At 60.2% G+C, this 25,081-nt stretch carries 26 protein-coding genes; 10 read left to right on the top strand and 16 right to left on the bottom strand.

Annotated features, from left to right (window positions below; all coding sequences use genetic code 11):
• Nucleotides 1–2 precede the first annotated feature (2 nt).
• Nucleotides 3–950 carry a fatty acid biosynthesis protein FabY gene (gene fabY / locus BHU62_RS18560; protein ID WP_073533419.1) on the top strand — a complete coding sequence of 316 codons (948 nt, stop codon included), beginning with the start codon at nt 3–5 and terminating at the stop codon, nt 948–950.
• A 38-nt stretch (nt 951–988) separates the two neighbouring features.
• Here the strand turns inward: fabY and BHU62_RS18565 are convergent, their stop codons facing one another.
• A complete protein-coding gene (locus tag BHU62_RS18565; protein WP_073533420.1) occupies nt 989–2,650 on the bottom strand; it encodes an AsmA family protein in 1,662 nt (553 codons plus the stop codon).
• A 128-nt stretch (nt 2,651–2,778) separates the two neighbouring features.
• Nucleotides 2,779–4,179 (bottom strand): nucleobase:cation symporter-2 family protein, encoded by a 1,401-nt coding sequence (locus tag BHU62_RS18570; protein ID WP_073533421.1) that lies wholly within the window; start codon nt 4,177–4,179, stop codon nt 2,779–2,781.
• Between the two features lie 239 nt (nt 4,180–4,418).
• On the opposite strand from BHU62_RS18570, the gene gltS reads away from it, so the two are divergent.
• Nucleotides 4,419–5,630, top strand: a complete 1,212-nt coding sequence (gltS, locus tag BHU62_RS18575) for a sodium/glutamate symporter (RefSeq protein ID WP_073533422.1) — start codon at nt 4,419–4,421, stop codon at nt 5,628–5,630.
• A gap of 43 nt (nt 5,631–5,673) precedes the next feature.
• On the opposite strand, the gene recG is transcribed toward gltS, so the two are convergent.
• The 6 genes from recG to BHU62_RS18605 form a co-directional block, all read right to left on the bottom strand.
• Nucleotides 5,674–7,755: an ATP-dependent DNA helicase RecG gene (gene recG, locus BHU62_RS18580; RefSeq protein ID WP_073533502.1), complete on the bottom strand. Its 2,082-nt coding sequence runs from the start codon at nt 7,753–7,755 to the stop codon at nt 5,674–5,676.
• Nucleotides 7,752–8,447 (bottom strand): tRNA (guanosine(18)-2'-O)-methyltransferase TrmH, encoded by a 696-nt coding sequence (trmH, locus tag BHU62_RS18585; protein ID WP_073533423.1) that lies wholly within the window; start codon nt 8,445–8,447, stop codon nt 7,752–7,754. Before trmH ends, recG begins: the two co-directional genes overlap by 4 nt.
• A gap of 5 nt (nt 8,448–8,452) precedes the next feature.
• Nucleotides 8,453–10,564, bottom strand: a complete 2,112-nt coding sequence (spoT, locus tag BHU62_RS18590) for a bifunctional GTP diphosphokinase/guanosine-3',5'-bis pyrophosphate 3'-pyrophosphohydrolase (protein ID WP_019452189.1) — start codon at nt 10,562–10,564, stop codon at nt 8,453–8,455.
• An 18-nt stretch (nt 10,565–10,582) separates the two neighbouring features.
• Complete coding sequence (gene rpoZ, locus BHU62_RS18595) at nt 10,583–10,858, bottom strand: DNA-directed RNA polymerase subunit omega (RefSeq protein WP_004931221.1); 276 nt, start codon at nt 10,856–10,858, stop codon at nt 10,583–10,585.
• Nucleotides 10,859–10,912: 54 nt separating this feature from the next.
• Nucleotides 10,913–11,536 (bottom strand): guanylate kinase, encoded by a 624-nt coding sequence (gene gmk, locus BHU62_RS18600; protein WP_004931218.1) that lies wholly within the window; start codon nt 11,534–11,536, stop codon nt 10,913–10,915.
• A 211-nt stretch (nt 11,537–11,747) separates the two neighbouring features.
• Nucleotides 11,748–12,365, bottom strand: a complete 618-nt coding sequence (locus BHU62_RS18605) for a trimeric intracellular cation channel family protein (protein ID WP_073533424.1) — start codon at nt 12,363–12,365, stop codon at nt 11,748–11,750.
• Between the two features lie 254 nt (nt 12,366–12,619).
• On the opposite strand from BHU62_RS18605, the gene BHU62_RS18610 reads away from it, so the two are divergent.
• Nucleotides 12,620–13,054, top strand: coding sequence for a DUF3574 domain-containing protein (locus BHU62_RS18610; RefSeq protein WP_073533426.1), 435 nt, complete (start codon nt 12,620–12,622; stop codon nt 13,052–13,054).
• A 33-nt stretch (nt 13,055–13,087) separates the two neighbouring features.
• Here the strand turns inward: BHU62_RS18610 and BHU62_RS18615 are convergent, their stop codons facing one another.
• Complete coding sequence (locus BHU62_RS18615) at nt 13,088–14,272, bottom strand: NupC/NupG family nucleoside CNT transporter (protein ID WP_073533428.1); 1,185 nt, start codon at nt 14,270–14,272, stop codon at nt 13,088–13,090.
• A 363-nt stretch (nt 14,273–14,635) separates the two neighbouring features.
• On the opposite strand from BHU62_RS18615, the gene BHU62_RS18620 reads away from it, so the two are divergent.
• Nucleotides 14,636–15,025 (top strand): hypothetical protein, encoded by a 390-nt coding sequence (locus tag BHU62_RS18620; RefSeq protein ID WP_073533430.1) that lies wholly within the window; start codon nt 14,636–14,638, stop codon nt 15,023–15,025.
• 55 nt (nt 15,026–15,080) lie between these two features.
• Here the strand turns inward: BHU62_RS18620 and BHU62_RS18625 are convergent, their stop codons facing one another.
• Entirely contained in the window at nt 15,081–15,944 is an 864-nt protein-coding gene (locus BHU62_RS18625) for a YicC/YloC family endoribonuclease (RefSeq protein ID WP_073533432.1), read from the bottom strand.
• 126 nt (nt 15,945–16,070) lie between these two features.
• On the opposite strand from BHU62_RS18625, the gene rph reads away from it, so the two are divergent.
• Both rph and pyrE read left to right on the top strand, forming a co-directional pair.
• On the top strand, nt 16,071–16,787 hold the full coding sequence (gene rph / locus BHU62_RS18630) for a ribonuclease PH (RefSeq protein WP_025160305.1): 717 nt from the start codon (nt 16,071–16,073) through the stop codon (nt 16,785–16,787).
• A 96-nt stretch (nt 16,788–16,883) separates the two neighbouring features.
• Nucleotides 16,884–17,525, top strand: a complete 642-nt coding sequence (gene pyrE, locus BHU62_RS18635; protein WP_073533434.1) for an orotate phosphoribosyltransferase — start codon at nt 16,884–16,886, stop codon at nt 17,523–17,525.
• Nucleotides 17,526–17,556: 31 nt separating this feature from the next.
• Here pyrE and slmA read toward each other — a convergent pair whose 3' ends face one another.
• From slmA to coaBC, 3 genes are all read right to left on the bottom strand, one after another.
• Nucleotides 17,557–18,153, bottom strand: coding sequence for a nucleoid occlusion factor SlmA (slmA, locus tag BHU62_RS18640; RefSeq protein WP_025304700.1), 597 nt, complete (start codon nt 18,151–18,153; stop codon nt 17,557–17,559).
• Nucleotides 18,154–18,404: 251 nt separating this feature from the next.
• Nucleotides 18,405–18,863, bottom strand: a complete 459-nt coding sequence (gene dut, locus BHU62_RS18645; protein ID WP_061799623.1) for a dUTP diphosphatase — start codon at nt 18,861–18,863, stop codon at nt 18,405–18,407.
• Nucleotides 18,841–20,058: a bifunctional phosphopantothenoylcysteine decarboxylase/phosphopantothenate--cysteine ligase CoaBC gene (coaBC, locus tag BHU62_RS18650; RefSeq protein WP_073533506.1), complete on the bottom strand. Its 1,218-nt coding sequence runs from the start codon at nt 20,056–20,058 to the stop codon at nt 18,841–18,843. The genes dut and coaBC overlap by 23 nt, the downstream gene beginning before the upstream one ends.
• 183 nt (nt 20,059–20,241) lie before the next feature.
• Between coaBC and radC the strand changes: the two genes are divergently transcribed.
• The 4 genes from radC to mutM all read left to right on the top strand — a co-directional run bounded on the left by radC (nt 20,242) and on the right by mutM (nt 22,500).
• The gene (gene radC / locus BHU62_RS18655; RefSeq protein WP_033654522.1) at nt 20,242–20,925 is read left to right on the top strand and encodes a RadC family protein; all 684 of its coding nucleotides are present in this window, start codon (nt 20,242–20,244) and stop codon (nt 20,923–20,925) included.
• Nucleotides 20,926–21,187: 262 nt separating this feature from the next.
• Nucleotides 21,188–21,424 carry a 50S ribosomal protein L28 gene (gene rpmB, locus BHU62_RS18660; protein WP_004931195.1) on the top strand — a complete coding sequence of 79 codons (237 nt, stop codon included), beginning with the start codon at nt 21,188–21,190 and terminating at the stop codon, nt 21,422–21,424.
• A gap of 11 nt (nt 21,425–21,435) precedes the next feature.
• The gene (gene rpmG, locus BHU62_RS18665; protein ID WP_002442576.1) at nt 21,436–21,603 is read left to right on the top strand and encodes a 50S ribosomal protein L33; all 168 of its coding nucleotides are present in this window, start codon (nt 21,436–21,438) and stop codon (nt 21,601–21,603) included.
• A gap of 81 nt (nt 21,604–21,684) precedes the next feature.
• A complete protein-coding gene (gene mutM / locus BHU62_RS18670) occupies nt 21,685–22,500 on the top strand; it encodes a bifunctional DNA-formamidopyrimidine glycosylase/DNA-(apurinic or apyrimidinic site) lyase (RefSeq protein ID WP_073533435.1) in 816 nt (271 codons plus the stop codon).
• Nucleotides 22,501–22,505: 5 nt separating this feature from the next.
• Here mutM and coaD read toward each other — a convergent pair whose 3' ends face one another.
• Genes coaD through waaA form a run of 3 tightly spaced genes read right to left on the bottom strand, consistent with a single transcriptional unit; the run spans nt 22,506 to nt 25,046 of the window.
• Nucleotides 22,506–22,991, bottom strand: coding sequence for a pantetheine-phosphate adenylyltransferase (gene coaD / locus BHU62_RS18675; RefSeq protein ID WP_073533436.1), 486 nt, complete (start codon nt 22,989–22,991; stop codon nt 22,506–22,508).
• 3 nt (nt 22,992–22,994) lie between these two features.
• Nucleotides 22,995–23,768, bottom strand: coding sequence for a glycosyltransferase family 2 protein (locus BHU62_RS18680; protein WP_073533437.1), 774 nt, complete (start codon nt 23,766–23,768; stop codon nt 22,995–22,997).
• Complete coding sequence (gene waaA, locus BHU62_RS18685; protein ID WP_073533438.1) at nt 23,769–25,046, bottom strand: lipid IV(A) 3-deoxy-D-manno-octulosonic acid transferase; 1,278 nt, start codon at nt 25,044–25,046, stop codon at nt 23,769–23,771.
• Nucleotides 25,047–25,081: the final 35 nt, after the last annotated feature.

Consider the following 25,081-nt stretch of genomic DNA (forward strand, 5'->3'; position numbering starts at 1 on the left):
CTATGTATCACCTACGAGTACCCGTAACAGAGCAAGAACTGCAGGAGTATTACCAGTTTCGCTGGGAAATGCTGCGCAAGCCGCTGCACCAGCCGGTGGGTTCGGAAAAGGATGCCTATGACGCCATGGCCCACCATCAAATGGTGGTGGACGAGAGCGGTAAAATCGTCGCCATCGGGCGACTGTACATCAATGCCGACAACGAGGCGGCAATCCGCTTTCTGGCGGTCGATCCGACGTTGCAGGATAAAGGGCTGGGGACGCTGGTGGCGATGACGCTGGAGTCCGTGGCGCGGCAGGAGGGCGTGAAGCGGGTGGTGTGCAGCGCCCGTGAAGACGCGGTGGATTTCTTCGCCAAGCTGGGGTTCGTCAATCAGGGCGAGATCACCGCGCCGCAGACTACCCCGATCCGCCACTTTCTGATGATCAAACCGGTGGCAACGCTGGACGATATCCTGCATCGTCCCGACTGGTGCGGCCAACTGCAGCAGGCTTGGTATGAACATATCCCGCTGAGCGAAAAGATGGGCGTGCGCATTAGTCAATACACCGGCCAGCGTTTCGTTACCACCATGCCGGAGATCGGCAACCAGAATCCACACCATACGCTGTTCGCCGGCAGCCTGTTCTCACTGGCGACGCTGACCGCCTGGGGGCTGATTTGGCTGCTGCTGCGCGAGCGCCATCTCGGCGGCACTATCATTCTGGCGGACGCGCATATTCGCTACAGCAAGCCGATCACCGGCAGGCCACGGGCGGTGGCGGATCTCGGCTCGCTGAGCGGCGATCTGGCGCGTCTGGCGCGTGGCCGCCGCGCGCGCGTGCACGCCGAAGTGCATCTGTTCGGCGACGAGGATAAGGGCGCGGTGTTCGAAGGCACCTATATGGTATTGCCTGCCGAGCCGGAGGTGCCGCTGGATCAGGGCGGTTCTGAAGCGCTGGAGGAGTAAAGCGGCGGCCCTGTCCCGACGGAGGGCCGCGCAGTGCATTACGGCAGTTGTTGGTTCACCGTTTGGCCGTCGCCGGCGGTGGCCTGCAGATTGCCTTTCAACGAGGCTTTGAACGACCCGTCGCTGTTCAGCAGCCCTTTCAACTGAAGCTCAAGGTTGCCGTCGCCCGTCAGCGGCACCGGCTGCCATCCCCATTGCTGCAAGGTGTCTACCGGTACCGTTCGGCCGTGCAGCGTCAGCTGGAACGGCTTGCCCGGCAGCTGATCGACGGTCGCTTTGGCCTCCAGCAACCCCTGCGGCATAAAGGCGCTGAGTTCGGTGACGTTGATCTGGTTGGCGTCGGCGTTCAGCGCAAGCGAAGGGCGCCGCACGTCGATCTTGTTGAAGGTCGCTTCGCTGCCGTTCAGATTCAGCGAGCCGGACCAGATACCCCACTGGTGGTCGCGCGCCAGCAGCAGGTTGCTGCCGTAGCCGTCCAGCGCGGTGATCTGGAACGGGAACGCCGGGTTGATATCGATGATCAGATTGCGATTGGTGGTCAGCTTGGTGACGTACACCTCCGCCAGCCAGTCCGGCAGCGGTTTCAGCCACAGCGCGCGCCAATCGGTCGGCAGAGTGTACTCCAGCGCCGCCATGGCCACTTCATCCAGCTGCAGGCGTTTGCCGGCGCGCAGCCAGTTGCCGGAGGTGCGCAATAGCCCGCCTTCCCAGCGGGTGGTGAATTGCTGAATGGCGATGCCGGCGGAGGAGAGCCGCAGGGTGGCGATCGGATCGATCAGGTGGAAACCGCCGTTGATCATGTCGCCGGCGTTGAAGTTGAGCGAGCCGTCCTCGCTGTGCCAGTCGCCCTTTTCGAGGCTGACGTTTTGCAGCGACAGATCGAGATCGTTAAACGCCCAGGCCTTGCCTTCCAGGCGCGCATCGATCAGGTCGAAACGCTTGAGGGTGACTGGCGGCAGGGTGGTGAAGCGCTGCATGAATTCCGCCAGCGTCAATGGGGTTTGCATGCGCACGCCGCTCAACCGCAGGCGTTCCACCTGCCAGGTGCCGTCGGCAGCGCGGCTGGCCACGCCGGTCAGGTCACCCTGCGCCAGGTCGGCGCCGAAGTTGTTCAACAGCAGCTGGCCCTGTTTCTGCTCCCCCTGCATCAACACCTTCGAGGCGGGAATGCCGTTCAGCGTCATCGAACCGGCGCTGAACTGGAACTGGTTGTTGTCCCCCAGCAGATGGCCGGCCAGCGGGCGCCACGGCGTGATGCCGGCATTGACCTGCTGCGCGTTGAGCTGCCATTCATCATCGTTGGACTGCAGCGCCATGTTGCTCAGCTGCAGTACGTCGGCCTGTACAGGCAGCGCCGCCGCCTGCGGCTGCACGTTCAGCGTGCCGTCGCGCAGCGTGACGCTGTGGAAATAGCGCGGTTCGGTGATTTGGCGCAGGCTGAGGCCGAGATCGACGCGTTTGGCGACCAGCGCCTGCGGCTGACCGTTGCGCGCCAGGTGCACATCTTCCAGACCGATCTGGTCCGGCTGGTGCCACGAATGGGTGATTTTTCCTATCGACAGGCGGTATTCGCTGTTGCCGCTGATCCAGGCACTCAGGCGGCCTGCCGCCCAGCGGGTTTGCCCCACCAGATACAGCACCACCACCGCCAGCGCGATCAGCAGCAGCAACGTCAGCAACAGCTTTCCGATAAATTTCATCGTCTACATCCGCATCGGTCAAAAAAGATACCCTGTTTATGCCGCAATTGGCCGGGCATCTCAAGGGCAATGGTCTGATAGACAATAAAAAACGGCCGCAAGCGGCCGTTTGAACGTCAATGGGCGGGTTACTTTTTCTCGTGTTCCTGCGGGAACACCAGGTTCAGCACGATGGCGGTAATGCCGCCGGCGGCGATGCCGGAAGAGAGCAGGGTTTTCAGCCAGTCCGGCGCGAACTGCAGGATCAGCGGCTGCTGGGATACGCCCATGCCGACGGCCAGCGACAGTGCCATGATCATGATGGCGCGGCGGTTCAGGCGCTCGCGCGACACGATGCGCACGCCCGAGGCGGCGATGGTACCGAACATCACGATGGTCGCACCGCCCAGCACTGGCTCGGGAATGTGCTGCACGAAGCCGGCCACCGCCGGGAACAGCCCCAGCGCGATCAGCATCAGCGCCACGACGAAGCCGACGTAGCGGCTGGCGACGCCGGTCAGCTGGATCACACCGTTGTTCTGGCCGAAGCAGGAGTTGGGGAAGGTGTTGAACACCGCCGACAGCATCGAGTTCAGGCCGTTGGCCAGCACGCCGCCCTTCAGGCGCTTCATGTACAGCGGCCCGCTGACCGGCTGTTCGGAGACGTCAGAAGTGGCGGTGATGTCGCCGATGGTTTCCAACGAAGTGACCATAAAGATCAGCATCAGCGGCAGCAGCAGGTTCCAGTCGAAGCCCAGGCCGTAATAGAGCGGCGTTGGGATGGTGATCGCCGCCGTTGGGGCCGCCGGTGCGTCGGCGGGCAGCATGTCCATCGCCCAGGCCAGCAGGTAGCCGATCGCCATGGCGATCACCAGCGAAGCCACGCGCAGGTATGGGTTGCGCTGGCGGTTCAGCAGGATGATCACCACCAGCACCGCGCCGGCCAGCAGCAGGTTTTTCGGCGAGCCGAAGCTGTGATCGTTCATCGCGGCGTAGCCGCCGCCGATCGAGGTCAGGCCAACCTGAATCAGCGACAGACCGATGATCATCACCACGATGCCGGAGACCAGCGGGGTGATGATGCGGCGCGCCAGGTGCAGCACGCGCGACAGCAGAATTTCGGTGCAGGAGGCGACCATCAGGGTGCCGAACAGTGCGGCCATCATGGTCGGCACGTCGGCGCCGCCGTTTTTCAGCGCCAGGCCGCCCATGATCAGCGGCGAAACGAAGTTGAAGCTGGTGCCCTGAATCGACAGCAGCCCGGAGCCCACTGGCCCCCAGGTTTTGATTTGCAGAATGGAAGCCAGACCGGAGGCGAACAGCGACATGCTGATGATGTGCTGAGTATCCTGCGCCGGCAGGCCCAGCGCCTGACAAATCAGTAGAGCCGGGGTGATCACCGCGACGAACATCGCCAACAGATGCTGGCCGGCGGCAAACAGCGTTTGCGGCAGCGGCGGGCGATCTTCCAGGCGATAAATCAGTTCGCTGGCGCGGGGTTCAGAGGAGGCTTGGCGCGCGGCATCAAGCTCGGAGGATGACATGCTCATGGTGTGGCGTTTCCAGATACGGCAAAGCAGGCATTTTAATGCGCCGCCCCGCAAAAGCAAACGGTTGCGTGCAAATATTATGTTGCCGACTTTCGCGTTTATGTCGCATTTTCATTCATTTTCTCTTGTCATCTCAGCGTTTTTTACTTTTAATCCTGCACTCATCAAGTTTAAAAACTAAGTGGTTTCTATAACTTATTATTTTTATTTGGATCTTTTCCCTTACATGGAGTACCTGGATGTTTCATCTTGATACTTATGGCACGTTAGTCGCGGCGACGCTGGTTTTGCTCCTCGGGGGCAAGTGCGTCAGAAGCATTCCTCTGCTGCGAAAATATACTATTCCCGCGCCCGTCGCCGGCGGTTTGCTGGTGGCCCTCCTGCTGTTAGCCCTGAAAAAGTTCGTCAACTGGGAAATCAGTTTTGACATGTCGCTGAAGGACCCGCTGATGCTGGCCTTCTTCGCCACCATCGGCCTGAACGCCAACCTGGCGCGTTTGCGCGCCGGCGGCAAGGTGCTGCTGGTGTTCTTGTTCGTGGTGCTGGGGCTGTTGATCGTGCAGAACGCCATCGGCATCGGCATGGCGAAAATGCTGGGGCTGGATCCGTTGATGGGCCTGATCGCCGGTTCGATCACCCTGTCGGGCGGCCACGGTACCGGGGCCGCCTGGAGTAAGCTGTTCATCGAGCGCTACGGCTTTGAAAATGCCACGGAAGTCGCCATGGCCTGCGCCACCTTCGGCCTGGTGCTGGGCGGCCTGATCGGCGGCCCGGTGGCGCGCTATCTGGTTAAACACTCCTCTACGCCGGAAGGCACGCCGGAAGACAGCGTGCAGCCGAGCGGCTTCGAGAAGCCGGAAAGCGGTCGCCTTATCACCTCGCTGGTGATGATCGAAACCATCGCCATGATCGCCATCTGTCTGAGCCTGGGGCAACTGATTGCCGGCCTGCTGAGCGGCACGGTGTTTGAGCTGCCGAATTTCGTCTGCGTGCTGTTCGTCGGGGTGATCCTCAGCAACACGCTGGCTTTCACCGGCTTCTATACCGTGTTCGAGCGGGCGGTGTCGGTGCTGGGCAACGTCAGCCTGTCGCTGTTCCTGGCGATGGCGTTGATGAGCCTGCGCCTGTGGGAGCTGGCCTCGCTGGCGCTGCCGATGCTGGCGATCCTGGCGGTGCAGACTCTGGTGATGGCGCTGTACGCGATCTTCGTCACCTACCGGGTGATGGGCAAAAACTACGACGCAGCGGTGCTGGCCGCCGGCCACTGCGGTTTCGGCATGGGCGCCACGCCGACGGCGATCGCCAACATGCAGGCGATCACCGATCGCTTCGGCCCGTCGCACGTGGCGTTTTTGGTGGTGCCGATGGTGGGGGCGTTCTTTATCGATATCGCCAATGCCATCGTCATCAAGCTGTATCTGCTGCTGCCGGTGTTCCCGGCGGTGGGGTGATATCGCGAGTGATAAAAGAAGAGGGCGCCTGCGGCGCCCTTTTTTATGCGTTGGAGTAACGCGCCTTCTCCGGCAGCCAGCGTTCGATCAGCGCCTGGGCGTGCTCCGGATAGTGCTGATGAAGATGGCGAGCGACGCGCTGCACGTCGGGGATCATCGCCTGATCGCGCAGCAGATCCGCCACCTTGAATTCGGCGCTGCCGGTCTGGCGGGTGCCCAGCAGCTCGCCCGGGCCGCGGATCTCCAGATCGCGCTGCGCGATGACGAAACCATCGTTGCTGTCGCGCAGCACCTGCAGGCGCGTTTGCGCGGTCTTGCTCAGCGGCGTTTTGTACAGCAGCACGCAGTGCGAGGCCACGGCGCCGCGTCCTACGCGGCCGCGCAGCTGGTGCAGCTGCGCCAGGCCCAGCCGTTCCGGGTTTTCGATGATCATCAGGCTGGCGTTCGGCACGTCGACGCCGACTTCGATCACCGTAGTGGCGACCAACAGCTGCAGCTCGCCCTGTTTAAACGCCTGCATCACCGCCTGCTTTTCCTGCGCTTTCATGCGGCCGTGCACCAGCGCCACTTTCAGCTCCGGCAGCGCGGCTTTCAATTCTTCCCAGGTGGCTTCCGCCGCTTGCGCTTCCAGCAGCTCGGACTCTTCGATCAGCGTGCACACCCAGTAAGCCTGCCGCCCCTCTTCCAGACAGGCGCTCTTCACCCGTTGAATGATGTCGGCGCGGCGAGTATCAGGAATGGCGACGGTGGTCACCGGCGTGCGGCCCGGCGGCAGCTCGTCGATCACCGAGGTATCAAGATCGGCATAGGCGGTCATTGCCAGCGTGCGTGGGATCGGTGTGGCGGTCATGATCAGCTGATGGGCGTGGAAGCCTTGCTCTTCGCCTTTCTCCCACAGCGCCAGCCGCTGATGCACGCCAAAACGGTGCTGCTCATCGATGATTACCAAGGCCAGGCCGTTGAACTGTACCTGTTCCTGGAAGATGGCGTGGGTGCCGACCACCATCGACACTTGGCCGCTGGCGATGGCTTCCTGCTGCGCGATGCGCGCCTTGCCTTTCTGTTTGCCGGCCAGCCAGCCGACTTCCAGCCCCAGCGGTTCGAACCACTGGCGGAAATTGTTGGCGTGCTGCTCGGCCAGCAGCTCGGTCGGCGCCATCAGCGCCACCTGCTTGCCGTGCGCGATGGCGCGTAGCGCTGCCAACGCCGCCACCAGCGTTTTGCCGGAGCCGACATCGCCCTGTACCAGCCGCATCATCGGGAAGTCTTTTTGCATGTCGGCTTCGATGTCGGCCACCACGCGCGTCTGCGCGCCGGTCGGTGAGAACGGTAGCTGGGCGAGAAAACGGTTTTTCAGCCGATCGTCCGGTAGCAGCGGCTGCGCCTGGTAACTCTGGGCGCCGGCGCGCACCGCCAACATACTGAGGTTATGTGCCAGCAGCTCTTCGAGGATCAGGCGTCTTTGCGCGGGATGTTTGCCCAGTTCAAGATCCGTCAGCTGGATATCCGGCGGCGGGCGGTGCAGGGTGTGCAACGCCTGTGGCAGGCTCATCAGGCCGCCGCTCAGCTCGGGCGGCAGCAGTTCGGCGATGGCGCAGGTATCCAGCAGCTCCAGCGCCTGATCGGTCAGTTTGCGCAGCGTGGCCTGCCGCACCCCCTCGGTGGTGGGGTAGACCGGCGTCAGCGACTCTTGCAGCTCCACCTCGCTGGTTTCGCCCTGAATGCGGTATTCCGGATGGATGATCTCCGCGCCGTGGTTGCCGCGTTTGATCTCGCCGTAGGCGGTTACGCGGCGGCCGGTGGCCAGGCTGTTCTTCATCGCGGCATTGAAGTTGAAGAACCGCATGGTGAGGATACCGGTGCCGTCGCTGATCTGGCAGGTCAACATGCGGCGGCGGCCGAAGCTGATGTCGCTGCGCAGCACTTCCCCTTCTACCGTGGCGTAGATGCCCGGCAGCAGATCGTTGATCGGATAGAGGCGGGTGCGGTCTTCGTAGCGCAGCGGCAGGTGCAGCAGCAGATCCTGAATGGTGTCGAGGCCGATCTTGGCCAGTTTGCCCGCCTGGCTGGCGCCAACCCCGGAAAGCGTAGTGAGTGGGACAGCATCCAGCAGGCGGCCTTTCATTTGCGCACCGTCGCTTGCATGGCCGCCCACCATTCGGCGCTGGCGACCACCTGGCCCTGCTCGTCGATCTGCGGGCGCGGCAGCCCTTTGCGCTTGGCCACGTTGGCCAGCACCGGGTAGCCGCCTTCGAACAGCAGACGCTGCTGCTCTTCTTCGTCCAGCATGCTGTTGTCGCGGCGATACAGGCCGGCGTTCTGCCGCTGGCGCTGCGCTTCATACAGGATCAGCGCGGAGGCCACGGAGACGTTAAGCGATTGCACCATGCCGATCATCGGAATGACGATGTCCTGATCGGCGAGCGCCAGCGCTTCTTCGGTGATGCCGGTTTTTTCCTGGCCGAGCAGCACGCAGGTTGGCCGGGTGTAGTCCACCTCGCGGAAATCGACCGCGCGGGCAGACAGATTGGTGGCCAGAACTTGCATTCCTTGGGCTTTCAGGTGACTGACCGCGTCGCCGATGGTGCGATGGGTTTTAACGCTGACCCAGCTGTTGCTGCCGGCAGCGGAGGAAACCAGGGTGCGCATGCGGGTGGTGGGCCACACGGCGTGGACCTGATGCACGCCGACGGCGTCGGCGGTACGGATAATGGCGGAGACGTTATGCGGCTTGTGCACCTGCTCCAGGCAGACCGTCAAATCCGGCTGCCGGGTCGCGAGCATTTCACAAATCCGCGCATAGCGTTCAGGACTCATAAGCGCTAGTTTCGGTTGCGGTTAACTTTGATCACATCCGGCATGATACGGATTTTACGCATAATGTTTGCCAAATGGATGCGATCGCGGGTGGTCAAGCGGATAAAGGCGCTATAAACCCGACCGTCTTTCTCTTCGGTGTTCAGGCTCTGAATATTGGATTCGGCCGCGTTGATCGCCGCCGTCAGGTTGGCCAGCGCGCCCTGGTGGTTAAACATATCCACCTTGATCTCGGCGATGAACTCCTGCTCGGTCTCTTTATCCCACTCGACCGCCATGAATTTCTCAGGCTCTTTCTGATAGCCGCGAATGTTGCGGCAGGACTCATGGTGGATCACCAGCCCTTTACCTGGGCTGACGTGAGCGATAATCGGGTCGCCAGGAATCGGACGGCAGCACTTGGCGAAGGTGATCAACACGCCGTCGGCGCCCTTGATAGCCAGGTTGCGCACGCCGGAGGAAGCGCCCAGACTGGACTGGTCGCCCTGCAGGTTCTTCGCCACCACCACGCTCATGGCGTTGCCGAGGCCGATTTCCGCCAGCAGATCGTCCAGCGTCGCCAGCTTCATGCGGTCCAGCTCGTGCTGAATGTTTTCCTGCGGGATCTCGGCCAGCTTGCGGCTGCCGCCCAGCGCGTGGTTGAGCAGACGGCGGCCGAGGCCGACGGAGTCGTCGCGCTTGAGGTTCTTCAGCATCTGGCGAATTTTGGCGCGCGCTTTCGAGCTGACCACGAAGTTCAGCCAGGCGGCGTTGGGCCGTGCGCCCGGCGCGGTGATGATCTCGACGGTCTGGCCGCTGGTCAGCGACTGCGACAGCGGGTACGGCTGACGATCGACGCGCGCACCGACGCAGGCGTGGCCGATATCGGTATGCACCGCATAAGCGAAGTCGACCGGCGTGGCGCCGGCGGGCAGCTCGACGATGCGGCCTTCCGGGGTGAAAACGTAAATCTCATCCGGGAACAGATCGGATTTGACGCTCTCGATAAATTCAAACGAACTGCCGGCGCTTTGCTGCAGCTCCAGCAGGCTTTGCATCCAGCGCTGGGCGCGGATCTGCGCCGTGGTGCCGGTTTCGCCCTGTTCTCTTTCCTTGTAAGCCCAGTGCGCGGCCACCCCCATCTCAGCCATCTGGTCCATGTCTTCGGTGCGGATCTGCACTTCGACCGGCACGCCGTGCGGGCCGATCAGCGAGGTATGCAGCGATTGATAGCCGTTGGCTTTGGGAATGGCGATGTAATCTTTCACCCGCCCCGGGCGCGGTTTGTACAGGCTGTGCACCTGGCCGAGCACGCGGTAGCAGGTATCGACCTCTTTCACGATCACCCGGAACGCGTAGATATCCATGATGGAATGGAAACGCTGTTCTTTGAGATGCATCTTGAGGTAGATGGAGTAGAGGTGTTTTTCCCGCCCGCTGACGCGGCAGGCGATGCCGGCTTCGGTCAGTCGCCCTTCGATCTCGGAGAGGATTTTTTGAATCATCTCTTTGCGGTTGCCGCGCGCGGCTTTCACCACTTCCTTGATCACGCGATAACGGTTCGGGTACAGCGCCTCGAAGCCCAGCTCTTCCAGCTCGGTTTTCAGGTGATGAATACCCAGACGGTGGGCGAGCGGGCTGTAGATTTCCAGGGTTTCACGCGCGATGCGCCGGCGTTTGTCGGGGCGCAGCGAACCGAGGGTGCGCATGTTGTGCGTACGGTCGGCCAGCTTGATCAGTACGACGCGGATATCCTGCACCATCGCCATGATCATCTTGCGGAAGTTTTCCGCCTGCGCTTCTTTCTTGTCCTGGAACTTCAGCTTGTCGAGTTTGGAGACGCCCTCGACCAGTTCGGCGACGCTCTTGCCGAACAGCTGTTCCATATCTTGGTAGGTGGCCGGGGTGTCTTCGATGACGTCGTGCAGCAATGCCGCCATCAGCGTCTCGTGGTCGAGACGCATTTCCGCCAGGATGCAGGCCACGGCGACCGGGTGAGTAATGTAAGGCTCACCGCTGGAGCGTGTCTGGCCCTCGTGCGCGTCGCGCGCGACGAGGTATGCCTGTTTGAGGCGCTTAATCTGCTCCTCGGGCAGGTAACGTTGAATCAGCAGATTCAGGCTTTCAAACAGGTACAAGGCGGACTCGCAGTCTAATTAACGACGACCTTCAGCAATCGCGGTAACCGCTTGAATCTCTGCGGCTTCCTGCTCTTGCTGTTCCTGGCGCTCACGCACGTCGAGGATCTGGCTGGTGATCAGGCCTTCTTCGATTTCGCGCAGGGCGATAACGGTGTACTTGTCGTTCTCTTCCGGAACCAGTGCATCTTTGCCGCCGGTCTGGATCTGACGCGCCCGACGAGCAGCGACCAACACCAGGTCAAAACGGTTACCAATTTTCTCTACAGCGTCTTGAACAGTTACGCGTGCCATATTTGTGCTACTCCACAGGTGACGAAAAGACTGGGCATGATACTGAAACTGCCTTCAGTCTGCCAATAGTTTGCTGATTAAAGCGTCATGCCGCAGCAACTGGCGGCCCAAACGCAGGCGTTCGGCGCGAATGATGGTTTTCAGATCGGACAGCGCCAGATCGAAATCATCGTTCACGATCAGGTAATCGTACTCCGCGTAATGCGTCATTTCCGCCACGGCCTGAGCCATGCGCTTGGCGATCACCTCTTCGGAATCCTGCCCGCGCCCGCGCAGGCGGCGGCCCAGTTCTTCCTTCGACGGCGGCAGAATGAAGATGCTGCGCGCCTGCGGCATTTTGGCGCGGATTTGCTGCGCGCCCTGCCAGTCGATATCCAGAAACACGTCTACGCCGGTCGCCAACACTTGCTCGATGGCGGCGCGCGAGGTGCCGTAATAGTTGCCGAACACTTCGGCGTGCTCAAGAAACGCGTCCTGCTCGATCATCCGGCGGAATTCGTCTTTCGAGACGAAGAAATAATGCTCGCCGTGATTTTCACCCGGGCGGCTGTCGCGCGTGGTGTGCGAAACCGAAACCTGCGTGTCGTACAGCGGTTGCGTCTTTAACAAAGCCTGAATCAGACTTGATTTACCTGCGCCACTGGGAGCAGAGACAATATAAAGCGTGCCTTGAGCCATGATGATGTTCGTTGATAACGGTTGATATGCCAATAACAGCGGATGTGTATTTTCTCCGCACAGTATACACGGCTAACGCGCCAGGTGCAGCGTTAGCTCGCATTTTGCCCGCCGCTTTGCGCGGAAAAAGCGGCGAATGAGCGAATTTGCGCGTCGAAGGGCAACATTTCTGCAGTTTTGGCCTCGGTGGCGGCGCGTTGCCGCCCCGAGATCAGTGATCCGGATGCTGGTAGTTGAACACCGGCAGGCCGAGGCGGAAGCGCAGGGCGATCAGGCGCGCGCTCAGACCGGCGATCAGGGTGATGACCACCACCAGATTGTGCGGCAGGCTGAGGTGCTGCAGGCCGATGTAAAGCCAGGCGGCGCTGAAGGAGATACCGGCGTAGATCTCTTTCTGGAAGACCAGCGGAATGCGGTTGCAGAACATGTCGCGCAGCACCCCGCCGAAGACGCCGGTGATCACCGCGGCGATGGCGGCGATAATCGCGCTGTGCCCCATATCCAGCGCCACCTGCGCGCCGATGATGGAAAAAACGATCAGGCCGACGGCGTCGAGCACTAGGAACAGGCGGCGCAGATGGCGCATCAGGGGCGCCACCCAGGTGGTGACGATCGCCGCGATCGCGACGATGACGATGTATTCCGGGTGTTTGACCCAGCCCAACGGGAAATGACCGAGCAGCATATCGCGCACCGACCCGCCGCCGATCGCCGTGACCGAGGCGATGATGATCACGCCGAACATGTCCATTTGGCGGCGGCCGGCCGCCAGCGCGCCGGTCATGGCTTCGGCGGTGATGCCGATGATATAAAGGATGCTCAGTAACATAAGGGGTTCACAGCGTAGCTTGCGTCTGAATGATGGCCGGCAGGGTAATCGCCGCCGATGACGTGCGCCACTGAGTTTTTCTCACCAATGGCGTTTCGGATTAGTTTATCTAATTTAAAGTGTGCCTTTTTCGCTGGGTATCCGCCTTTATTAACATTGATAGATGGATAAAAGCATTAGAAATTTCGCGCTAATTTCCGGCGCTGACTATGCTTTTTGCAGGTAATCCTTCAACCGAGAAACAGAGATCGCAGATGAAAAACTCCCCAAGACTGGCCGCCGGCGCCGTACTGGTTGCCCTGCTATTGAACGGCTGCGTAGCGCCGGGCCACCAGACCGTTTCATCCGCTCCGGTTTGCCGCACCGGCGATCCGATGATGCAGACGACGCTCTACTTTGGCCTGAATCGCCCGGCGGGGCCGGCGATTACCGCCCCAGAGTGGCAAACCTTCGTCGATAGCCAGGTAACGCCGCGCTTTAAAGACGGGCTGACGATATTCGACGCCAAAGGACAATGGCTGGGCCACGACGGCAAGCTGGCGCGCGAGAACAGCAAGGCGCTGATGCTGATCCATGCGCCGGACAAGGAGAGTGAGGCAAATATCGAGGCGCTGCGCAACGACTATAAGCAGCAGTTTGCACAGGATTCGGTGATGCGGGTGGATGCGCCGGTGTGCGTGGCGTTTTAAACGTACTCCCGGCCTGGCGGCCGGGAGTGGGGATTACAGCACCAGGCCGGCGATGGCCGCCGACAGCAGGCTTACCAGCGTCGAGCCATAAACCAGCTTCAGGCCAAAACGGGAAACCACGTTGCCTTGCTGCTCGTTCAGCCCCTTGATGGCGCCGGCGACGATGCCGATGGAGGCGAAGTTGGCGAACGACACCAGGAACACCGACAGGATACCCAGCCCGCGCGGCGACAGTTCCACCGCGATCTTCTTCAGCTCAATCATCGCCACGAATTCGTTGGCCACCAGTTTGGTCGCCATGATGCTGCCCGCCTGTAGGGCCTCTTCCGCCGGGATGCCGATCAGCCAGGCCAGCGGATAGAACACATAGCCGAGGAGCTGCTGGAAGCTGATGCCGAGCACCGCCGAGAACAGTGCGTTGACGGCGGAGATCAGCGCGATAAAGCCGATCAACATCGCCGCGATGATCATCGCAATCTTGAAACCGGCCAGAATGTACTCGCCCAGCATTTCGAAGAAGCTCTGGTCTTCATGCAGCTTGTTCAGCTTCAGCTCTGGCTCGTCTTCGACCTGATACGGGTTGATGATCGACAGAATGATGAAGGTGCTGAACATGTTGAGGATCAACGCCGCCACCACGTACTGCGCATCGATCATCGACATGTAGGCGCCGACGATGGAGAGCGATACCGTCGACATGGCGGTCGCGGCCATGGTGTACATGCGGCGCGGCGAGATATCGCCGATGATGCCCTTGTAGGCGATGAAGTTCTCCGACTGCCCCAGCACCAGCGTGCTGACGGCGTTGAACGATTCCAGCTTGCCCATGCCGTTGACCTTGGACAGCAGGGTGCCGACCAGGCGGATGATCAGCGGCAGGATACGGAAATGCTGCAAAATGCCGATCAGGGCGGAAATAAAGATGATAGGGCACAAAACGCCGAGGAAGATAAACGCCAGGCCATCTTTGCTCATGCCGCCGAACACGAACTCCGAGCCTTGGGCGGCGTAGCCCAGCAGGGTGTCGAAGAAGCCGGCGACGTGCTTGATCACGCTGAGCCCGCTGGCGGAGTGCAGGAAGAAGTAAGCCAGCGCGCCTTCTATCACCAGCAGTTGGATGATGTAGCGCAGGCGGATTTTCTTGCGATTATTGCTGACCAGCAGCGCCAGGGCGATGATCACCACCAGGGCCATAATAAATTGCAGAATTTGTGGCATAAACGGTCCGTACGGTTCACGGGCAGGAAAAAAACACATTTAGCCACAGCATCGCCGTCCTTTCATTACCTTGCGTGATAATTAGAACAAAATACTTATGGCACGCGGGATATCTTGCCGATTGTCATCCGCACGTGCTGTCCGGCAGTTTTTCATAAGCTCCCCGGTGAACCGTCTCCCAAGAGACCTGTTGGCTCGCAACCTGATGTAATCGCCGCCACTCGCGTGCAGGCGCCTGGAATCTGGCTCGCAATCGGCGTTTCTTCATGGCGCAAAGCGTGGTTTTCTCGGCAGAGGGAGGGAAAAATGCTTGAACAAGGCGCCGTGACTGGTGCGCATTTTCTCGGATTAAGGAGGCGAACGATGAATACCGGCATGTTGCTCAAGGCGCTGGCCAACGGCGTTAATCCCGACACCGGCGAGTTGTTGAGACCGGCTTCAGCGGCCTGCGCGCCGGAGGCTATTCGCCTGCTGTTCGCGTTGGCCAACGAGTTTGACGGTGAGTCCGAACGGCAGAACAAAGCCAGGTTGACGCCGGAGGAGAAGCAGCAAAAGAACCTGGCCGGGAGCCGTCCGGCCAATGTTTACTTCCCTTGGTCGGAAGAGGAAACGTTGCGGCTGCGCGAGAGCCATGCGGCAGGGGCGACGCTGGAAGCGCTGAGCGATGAGTTCGAGCGCTCAACCTGGAGTATTGCGGTGCAACTGCAGAAAATGGGGCTGATGGGTGAAGAGCAGGCGGCCGCCTACCGCTGATCCGCAGCCATAAAAAAGCCCGCGTGGCGCGGGCTTGATGGCGTGCGGAGCGGGATCACTCGATATTCTGGATCTGCTCGCGCATTTGCTCGATCAGCACTTTCAGCTCGATGGCGGAAGCGGTGACGTCGGCATTGATCGACTTGGAGGCCAGAGTGTTCGATTCGCGGTTGAACTCCTGCATCATGAAGTCGAGGCGGCGGCCGACGGCTTCTTTCTTCTTCAGGATGTTGTGCGTCTCTTTCACGTGCGCTTCCAGACGGTCCAGCTCTTCGGCGACGTCGATACGCTGCGCCATCAGCACCAGCTCCTGCTCCAGGCGGGTGTTTTCCAGCTGCACCTGCGCTTCTTCCAGTTTGCTGACCAGGCGCTCACGCTGCCATTGCAGGATGTTCGGCATCTGGGCACGCACGTTGACCACTTCGGCGCTGACGCCGTCGAGGCGCTGTTCGATCAGCGTTTTCAGCGCGGCGCCTTCGCTTTCGCGTGCGACGATGAAGTCATCCAGCGCGCCGTCCAGCGCCTGCATCAGCTCGGCGCTGATGGCGTCCAGATCCTGCTCCTGCGCGGACATCACGCCCGGCCAGCGCAGCACGTCGATCGGGTTGATTTCCCCTTCGTCGCTTTGCATTTTCACCCAGTTGGCGGCTTCGACCAGCTGTTTGGCCAGTTTTTCGTTCAGGATCATCGAGCTTTGCGCGCTTGGATCCAGTTCGAAACGCAGGTTGCATTCGACTTTGCCGCGGGTCAGGCGGCCACGGATACGTTCACGGATCACCGGCTCCAGGCTGCGGAATTGTTCCGGCAGGCGGATGTAGGTTTCTAAGTAGCGCTGGTTAACGGAACGCAGCTCCCAGGCTGCGCTGCCCCATTCACCCTTGATTTCACGCCGGGCGTAGGCGGTCATGCTGCGGATCATTGATGCGTACCCGTAATAGGAAAAGATGGGGCGATTATAGCGTCGCGGCTGCGGGCAGGATAGGCATTACGTCACGAAGCCCGTATAATGCGCAGCCAATAGTTGATTTGAAGCCGGAGAGAGCCCATGCGTCCTGCAGGCAGAGCACCACAGCAAGTTCGCCCCCTGACACTGACCCGTCACTATACCAAACACGCTGAAGGTTCAGTGCTGGTTGAGTTTGGCGATACCAAAGTCTTGTGCACCGCCACGGTAGAAGAGGGCGTTCCGCGCTTCCTGAAAGGCCAGGGGCAGGGTTGGATCACCGCCGAGTACGGCATGCTGCCGCGCTCCACCCACAGCCGCAACGCCCGTGAAGCCGCCAAAGGCAAACAGGGCGGTCGCACGCTGGAGATCCAGCGCCTGATCGCCCGCTCGCTGCGTGCCGCGGTGGATCTGAAAAAGCTCGGTGAATTCACCATCACCCTCGACTGCGACGTACTGCAGGCCGACGGCGGCACCCGCACCGCCTCCATCTCCGGTGCCTGCGTGGCGCTGGCCGATGCGCTGAACACCCTGGTGGCCAACGGCAAGCTGAAAGCCAACCCGATGAAGGGCATGGTGGCGGCGGTTTCCGTCGGCATCGTCAATGGCGAAGCGCTGTGCGATCTGGAGTATGTGGAGGATTCCGCCGCGGAAACCGACATGAACGTGGTGATGATGGAAGACGGCCGCATGATTGAAGTGCAGGGCACCGCCGAAGGCGAGCCGTTCAGCCACGATGAGCTGTTGGCGCTATTGGCGCTGGCCCGAGGGGGCATCGAAACCATCTTCCAGGCGCAGAAAGCGGCGTTGGCGGACTAATTTTTCAAGGCGACTGAGAAGTCGCCTTTTTTATGCCCGGCGATCGGGCGGCAGTAACGACAAGACCCAAGCAGATTCAGACGAGGAGAAGCAGTAATGAAAGCCTATCAGCGCCAGTTTATCGAGTTCGCGCTTAACAAGCAGGTATTGAAATTCGGCGAGTTCACCCTGAAATCCGGCCGCACCAGCCCGTATTTCTTCAATGCCGGCCTGTTTAATACCGGGCGCGATCTTGCGCTGTTGGGGCGCTTCTACGCCGAGGCTCTGATGGACTCCGGCATCGATTTCGACCTGCTGTTTGGCCCGGCCTACAAAGGCATTCCAATCGCTACCACCACGGCGGTCGCGTTGGCGGAACACCATGATCGCGACGTGCCTTACTGCTTTAATCGCAAGGAAGCCAAGACCCACGGTGAAGGCGGTTCGCTGGTGGGCAGCCCGCTGCAGGGCCGCGTGATGCTGGTGGATGATGTGATCACCGCCGGCACCGCGATCCGCGAGTCGATGGAAATCATCGGCGCCGCCGGCGCTTCGCTGGCGGGCGTATTGATCTCCCTCGACCGCCAGGAGCGCGGCCGTGCGGATATCTCCGCCATTCAGGAAGTGGAACGTGACTATCACTGCAAGGTGATCTCGATCGTGACGCTGAAGGACCTGATCGCCTATCTGGAAGAGAAGCCGGAAATGGCGGACCACCTGGCGGCAGTGCGCGCTTACCGTGAGCAGTACGGCGTGTAAGTAACAACGCCGGGCATGCCCGGCGTTATTGTTATTGCAGCTGTGCCGCCAACAGCGGCCAGCGGGCGTCGAATTCCTGCGTTGGGCGATAGCGGAATTCCGAACGCACATAGCGCGACAACATGCCTTCGCAGAAGGCCAGCAGTTGGCTGGCCAGCAGCGTTTCATCGACGATAAAGCCTTTGCCTTCGCGCAATTTGCGCTCTTTCAGCACCTGACGCAGCTGCGCCTCGATGCGTTCGAACAGCTGGTTGATGCGGCCCTGCAGGCGATCCTGTTCAAACATCAGCGCGTGGCCGGTCATGATGCGCGTCAGCCCTGGGTTGCGTTCCGCAAAGCCCAGAATCAGCAGTAAAATCAGGCGCAGACGATTAAACGTCTCTTTCTCGTCCTGCAAGATCAGATTAATGCGGGTGATCAGGCTGTCTTCAATAAACTCGATCAGACTGTCGAACATCCGTGTCTTGCTGGGGAAATGCCGGTACAGCGCAGCTTCAGAAACACCCACGTTCGCGGCGAGCTTGGCGGTGGTGATGCGTTGGCTGCCGTCGCTGGATTCCAGCATCTGGGCTAACGCCTGCAATATTTCCTCGCGCCGATTCCTTTTCGTATTTTCTTTTTCTGCCATGTCTGATTAGACCCTTGCTAAAACTTAACTGACGGAAACCCGCGCACCGGCCGCTGCAGAGCAGGCTCTGTGCGGCTTATGTGATAGCTTTTTTACGATGCTGGGGTCAGCGGCCTTAACGGCCTTCTTCCGCGCTGCCTGGTGTGCGCTGCAATTGTCGCGGTAAAACCTTGCCGTAGAGACATCCCTTTCCCCACATAGGCAAGGTTCGGGCGACGTTTCCCTGCCGGCCATCGTGCATTGGATGGCGCTTAGTGGCGCCCTGAGTGGCCAAAACCGCCTGCGCCGCGTTCGCTGCTGTCGAATTCTTCCACTAGGTTGAATTCGGCCTGCACGACCGGCACGAAGACCATCTGCGCGATGCGTTCGCCCGGCTCGATGGTGAAGGATTTCTGGCCGCGGTTCCAAACGGACACCATCAACTGGCCCTGATAATCGGAGTCGATCAGGCCGACCAGGTTGCCCAGCACGACGCCGTGCTTATGGCCCAGGCCTGAGCGCGGCAGGATCACCGCCGCCAGGCTGGCGTCGGCGATGTGGATCGCTAGGCCGGTAGGCAGCAGCGTGGTTTCACCCGGCGCCAGCTCCACCGCGCTGTCCAGGCAGGCGCGCAGGTCAAGGCCGGCGGAGCCCGGAGTGGCGTAGGTCGGTAGCGGGAAATCCTGACCGATACGCGGGTCAAGGATCTTAACGTCGATTTTTTTCATCATAACGGCTGACTATCTCGTCTATTAAACGTTGGCCAAGGAGTGCCTTGTCGCTCAGCGCCAGGCGTTTTTCTCCATCCTGCCAAAAAAGGTGCAGGGCATTGGTGTCGCTATTGAACCCGTGCTCTGCAAGCGATACATCGTTAGCGCAAATTAAATCCAGCTTCTTACGCGCCAGTTTTTGCCGCGCGTATTCTTCCACATTCTGGGTTTCGGCGGCAAACCCCACGACAAACGGTCGATTTTTGGTCATCGCCGCCACGCCGGCGACGATGTCGGGGTTTTTTACCATCTTGAGGACGATTTCATCACCCTGTTTTTTTATTTTTTCATCGGCGATCCGCTCGGGACGATAGTCGGCCACGGCGGCGCAGGAGATGAAAATTTGCTGCTGCGCGGCACGTTGTTGCACCGCCTGCTCCATTTCCAGCGCGCTGGTGACGTCCACCCGGGTGACCGATGGCGGCGTCGGCAGGTTGACCGGCCCGGCAATCAGCGTTACCTGCGCGCCGCGGGCGGCGGCGGCGCGGGCGATGGCGAATCCCATTTTGCCGGAGCTGTGATTGCTGATGAAACGCACCGGATCCAGCGCCTCACGCGTCGGGCCGGCGGTGATCATAACCTGTAAATGTTGCAGATCCTGCGGGGCGGAAAAATAGCCGTTCGCCAGCTCGACGATGTCCAGCGGATCCAGCATGCGGCCGGGGCCCACGTCGCCGCAGGCCTGGCTGCCGCTATCCGGCCCCCAGAGCAGCATGCCGCGCGCCTGCAGCGTTTGCAGGTTGGCCTGCGTGGCGGCGGCGCGATACATCTGCTGGTTCATGGCGGGCGCGGCGGCGATGGGAGCATCGGTCGCCAGGCAGACGGTGGTCAGTAGATCGTTGGCCATGCCGGCGGCGACGCGCGCCAGCAGATCGGCAGTCGCCGGCGCCAGGATCACCAGATCCGCCCACTTGCCGAGTTCGATGTGGCCCATAGCGGCCTCGGCGGCGGGATCCAACAGATCGTCGGACACCGGGTAGCCGGAAACGGCCTGCAGTGTCAGTGGTGTAATGAACGCCTTGGCGGCGTGGGTCATCACCACGCGCACTTCTGCGCCCCTGTCGCGCAGGCGGCGCACCAGCTCTGGGCATTTGTAGGCGGCGATGCCGCCGCTGATGCCAAGCACAATATGTTTGCCGGAAAGTCCCGTCATCATCATTGTCCGATTGAAAGCCGAAAGATGCGCCATTTTAGCATATCCGCCGTTCAGGTGAGCGATTCCGCAATGGCTGCAGGGCGTTACATTGTGCTTTGCGAAACACTTCGCAATGTTATCAAACACCTGTCGAACCCGTCTGGCAGCACATGGCATGCTGTAGCTCTTTCAGGGAGGAACACGATGAGCAACTCGATTGTGGCGTGTTGGCCGGGCGCGCTGGCGCCGCGTGAAAAGCTGTTGATGCAGGGGGCGGCGGCGCTGTCCGATGCAGAGCTGTTGGCCATTTTTTTGCGCACCGGGCTGCCCGGCGTGCACGTGATGCAGTTGGCGGAGCAGCTGCTGCGCCGGTTCGGCTCGCTTTATCATCTGATGTCGGCCGATCATCAGGCTTTTTGCAGCCAAAAAGGCCTGGGTGACGCCAGCTATACGCAGCTGCAGGCGATTGCCGAGTTGGCGCTGCGCTTCTTTTCCAGCCATTTGTCGCAGGAAAATGCCATGCTCAACCCGCGCGTTACCCAGCATTACTTGCAAAGCTTGCTGGCGCATCGTGAGCGAGAGGTCTTTTTGGTACTGTTTTTAGACAATCAGCACCGGGTTATTCGCCATCAGGAGATGTTTGCTGGTACCATCAGCAGCGTCGTCGTCTACCCGAGAGAAATTGTGCGTGAAGCGCTGAAGGCTAATGCAGCCGCGCTGATTCTCGCGCATAATCACCCCTCGGGTAAGGCTGAACCCAGTCATGCCGACCGTTTGATAACCGAGCAGGTGGTGAAAGCCTGCCAGTTATTGGAGATCCGAGTGCTTGATCATTTGGTGATCGGTCGGGGTGAATGCGTCTCTTTTGCCGAGCGCGGATGGCTTTAAGCGATTTTTTCGCGATCCTTGTGGGATCTTTAGCTGTTCGGGACTTGAGCACTTACGCTTCAGAGCGTATACTACGCCACCTTTGAGAATCTTGGGTTTGGCGCAAGAGCCTATCTCAGCAGGTTTCTGACCTGGTGTGTGGTTTCTACCTGATGACGAGAGTCTCCTCAGTATGAAGTTTGCTGAGATGGGCTCTAAAAGCCTGACGAGGCGGCCATACCCTATACGAAGCTCGAGCTGATTTGATTTTTGGAGAATAGACATGTCCCGAGTCTGCCAAGTTACTGGCAAGCGCCCGGTGAGCGGTAACAACCGTTCCCACGCAATGAACGCGACCAAACGCCGTTTTCTGCCTAACCTGCACTCACACCGTTTTTGGGTTGAGGCTGAGAAGCGCTTTGTAACTCTGCGTGTATCTGCTAAAGGTATGCGTGTTATCGATAAGAAGGGTATTGAGACGGTTCTGGCCGATCTGCGTGCCCGTGGTGAGAAGTATTAAGGAACTGAATCATGGCTAAAGGTGTTCGCGAGAAGATCAAGCTGGTTTCTTCTGCTGGTACTGGTCACTTCTATACCACCACGAAGAACAAGCGTACTAAGCCGGAAAAATTGGAACTGAAGAAATTCGATCCAGTTGTCCGTCAGCACGTAGTATACAAAGAAGCTAAAATTAAATAATTTTAGTGGATTAATGAAAAACCCGGCCTTGGCCGGGTTTTTTGTTTTATAAAGGGTAGAAAACGTCGGAGGGGAAGCCAGATGCCTGAGTTACCGGAAGTTGAGACGAGCAGACGCGGTATAGAGCCTTATCTTGTCGGCCACAGCATTCAGTATGCGGTGGTGCGCAACGCGCGCCTGCGCTGGCCGGTTTCCGAGCAGATCCTGACGCTAAGCGATCAGCCGGTGCTCAGCGTGCAGCGGCGGGCCAAATACCTGCTGATCGAGCTGGAGCGTGGCTGGATTATCGTGCATCTGGGTATGTCGGGCAGCCTGCGCATGCTGCGCGAGGAGAACGAAGACGAAGCCGGCAAACACGACCACGTCGATCTGGTGATCAGCAACGGCATGATCCTGCGCTATACCGATCCGCGCCGCTTCGGCGCCTGGCTGTGGTGCGAAGATCTAGCGACCAGCAGCGTATTGGCGCACCTGGGGCCGGAACCGCTGAGCGAAGCGTTCAACGGCAACTATCTGTATGAAAAATCACGCAATAAACGCACGCTGATCAAGCCGTGGCTGATGGATAACAAGCTGGTGGTTGGGGTCGGTAATATTTACGCCAGCGAATCGCTGTTCAGCGCCGGGATCCTGCCCGACCGTCCGGCCGGATCGTTGACCGAGGCCGAAGCAGCGCTATTGGCGAAAACCATCAAGGCGGTGTTGCAACGCTCCATCGAGCAAGGCGGCACGACGCTGCGCGACTTTTTGCAGTCAGACGGCAAACCGGGGTATTTCGCGCAGGAGTTGCAGGTTTACGGGCGGGCGGGGGAGCCGTGCCGCGCGTGCGGCACGCCGATCGAATCCGCCAAGCACGGGCAGCGCAGCACCTTCTTTTGCCGGCGCTGCCAGCGCTGAGCCGATTACTCGGCGGCGAGCTTCGTCATCAGGGCTTGGGTGACTACATCCGGCAGGAAAGGCGCGATATCGCCGCCGTGACGGGCGACTTCCTTCACCAGTGAGGAGGAGATGAACGACCACTCTTCGGAAGGCATCAGGAATACGCTTTCCAGGGTCGGCATCAAATGGCGGTTCATGTTCGCCAGCTGCAATTCGTATTCAAAGTCAGACACCGCACGCAGGCCGCGTACCAGGATATTGGCATTCTGGTGCGCGGCGAAGTGCGCCATCAGCTCGCTGAAGCCCAGTACTTCCACATTGTCCAGATGCGAGGTGACCTGGGTCGCCAGCGTTACGCGTTCGTCCAGGTTGAACAGCGGTTTCTTGCTCGGGCTGGCGGCGATGGCCAGAATCACGTGATCGAACATCAGTGACGCGCGCGTCACTAAATCCAGGTGGCCGTTGGTCATGGGATCGAACGTCCCGGGGTAGATGGCTTTGCTGGTCATGATTCACTTCTCTGAGTAGTTGCGGCCCAATGCCCATAATGCGGCATATTTATTGAAGGTATATTGCGCGTTGACCACCGCTAACAGCAACCCCTGTTTGCCGTCCAGGAAGCCGGCGCGCAGCAGCCAGGTTTTGACGAAGGCGCCGAGAGTGTGGGTCAGGATCGACAGATAGCCGCAGCGCTTGCCGGCCCGGTGACGTTGCGTGGCCCACTCTTCGGCGTAGCGCAGCTGTTTGCGCTGGAAGGCGAAGAAATCGCGGCAGGTCAGGTGCAGCATATCGCCGCTGAGGGGGATCACTTTGGCGTCGCCGATGTTCAGCGATTCGTGCACCAGATCGTCGTTATAGCGATAGCGTTGGTTGGCGTACAGGCGGTTGACGCGGTCGGGATACCAGCCACTGTGGCGCATGAAGCGACCAAGGAACAGGTTGCGCCGCGCGCAGCTGTAGACGGCGCCATCGTCCGGCGCGTTCAACACCCGCTCGATGGATTGCCGCAGCTCGGGCGTGACGCGTTCGTCGGCGTCGATCATCAATACGTAGTCATGGCTGGCGTAGCGTTGCGCCAGCTGGCGCTGTTTGCCGAATCCTTGCCAGTCGGTGTGCGTAAAAACCTTTGCGCCCAGGTTTTCGGCGACGGCGACGCTGTCGTCCTCGCTGCCGGAGTCCAGCACGATGATTTCATCGGCCCATTCGACCGAGCGCAGGCAGTCCGGCAACAGCCCGGCTTCGTTTTTGGCGATCATCACCACCGACAGGCTTTTGCGGCTGCTCATTCAGTGACTCCGGGGCGGCAGATGCGGTTCCAGCAGTTGCAGCAGGCGCTGCAACGCTCCCTGATTCTGATACAACACTTCCACCGCATGGCGGCCGTAGTAACGCCGGTAGTCTTCGTCGGTCAGCAGGGTCTCGACTTCCTTCACCAAGGCATCCACGTCGGTCACGGTGATCAGGCCTTCGGCCTGAGAAAGCTTGGCGCAGATGTCTTTAAAGTTGAAGGTGTGCGGGCCCATCAGCACCGGAATGGCGTGCGCGGCGGCTTCCAGCGGGTTGTGACCACCGCGTTCCACCAGGCTGCCGCCGACAAAGGCCAGATCGGCGATGCCGTACAGCAGCATCAGCTCGCCCATGGTATCGCCGATCACCACCTGAGTGCTGCCGGACGGGATTTCGCCGCTGCTGCGCAGGGTGTAGCTGAAGCCGGCCTTCTGCACCAGCTCTTTGGCGGTAGGGAAGCGTTCCGGGTGACGCGGCACCAGGATCAGCAACAGATCGGGGTGTTTTTCCAGTAGTTTGCGGTGCGCTTCCAGCAGGATGGTTTCTTCACCGTCATGGGTACTGGTGGCGATCCATACCGGGCGGCGCGGCGCCCATTGGCGGCGCAGCGTAACGGCGCGGGCGGCCAGTTCCGGGGTGACGGAGATATCGAATTTCAGGCTGCCGGTTACGGCCAGCTGAGAGCGTTTCAAGCCCAACTCGATAAACCGATCGCCGTCTTCCTGGTTCTGTGCGGCGATCAGCGTAATGCGGCGCAACATGTCGCGCATAAAGCCGCCGATTTTCTTATAGCCGGCGGCGGAGCGGGCTGACAGGCGCGCGTTGGCGATCACCAACGGGATCTGCCGCTGATGCAGCGCGTTGATCAGGTTTGGCCACAGCTCGGTTTCCATGATGATCACCAGTTTGGGGTTCACCTGGTCGAGAAAACGGTTCATGGAGCCGGGCAGATCGTAGGGCAGATAGACATGATGCACGTCTTTGCCGAAGGCTGACTGGACGCGTTCTGAACCTGTTGGGGTCATTGTGGTCACAGTAATCGGCAACGCGGGGTAACGGTGGCGCAGCGCCCGCACCAGCGGGATGGCCGCCAGTGTTTCACCGACGGAGACGGAATGCAGCATAATGCCGCCTGGCACGACTTTCCCGGCGCAGAAGCCATAGCGTTCCGCCCAGCGTTTACGGTAGGCTGGAGCTTTGCGGCTGCGCAGCAGTAAGCGGAGCCAGATCAGGGGTTGGATGAGGTAGAGTAGTACCTGATATAAACGCAGCAACATTCTATCAATTTCATTTATATGGGTTACTCGGAATA

This window comes from Serratia marcescens, from assembly GCF_001902635.1.
GTDB lineage: Bacteria > Pseudomonadota > Gammaproteobacteria > Enterobacterales > Enterobacteriaceae > Serratia > Serratia marcescens_F.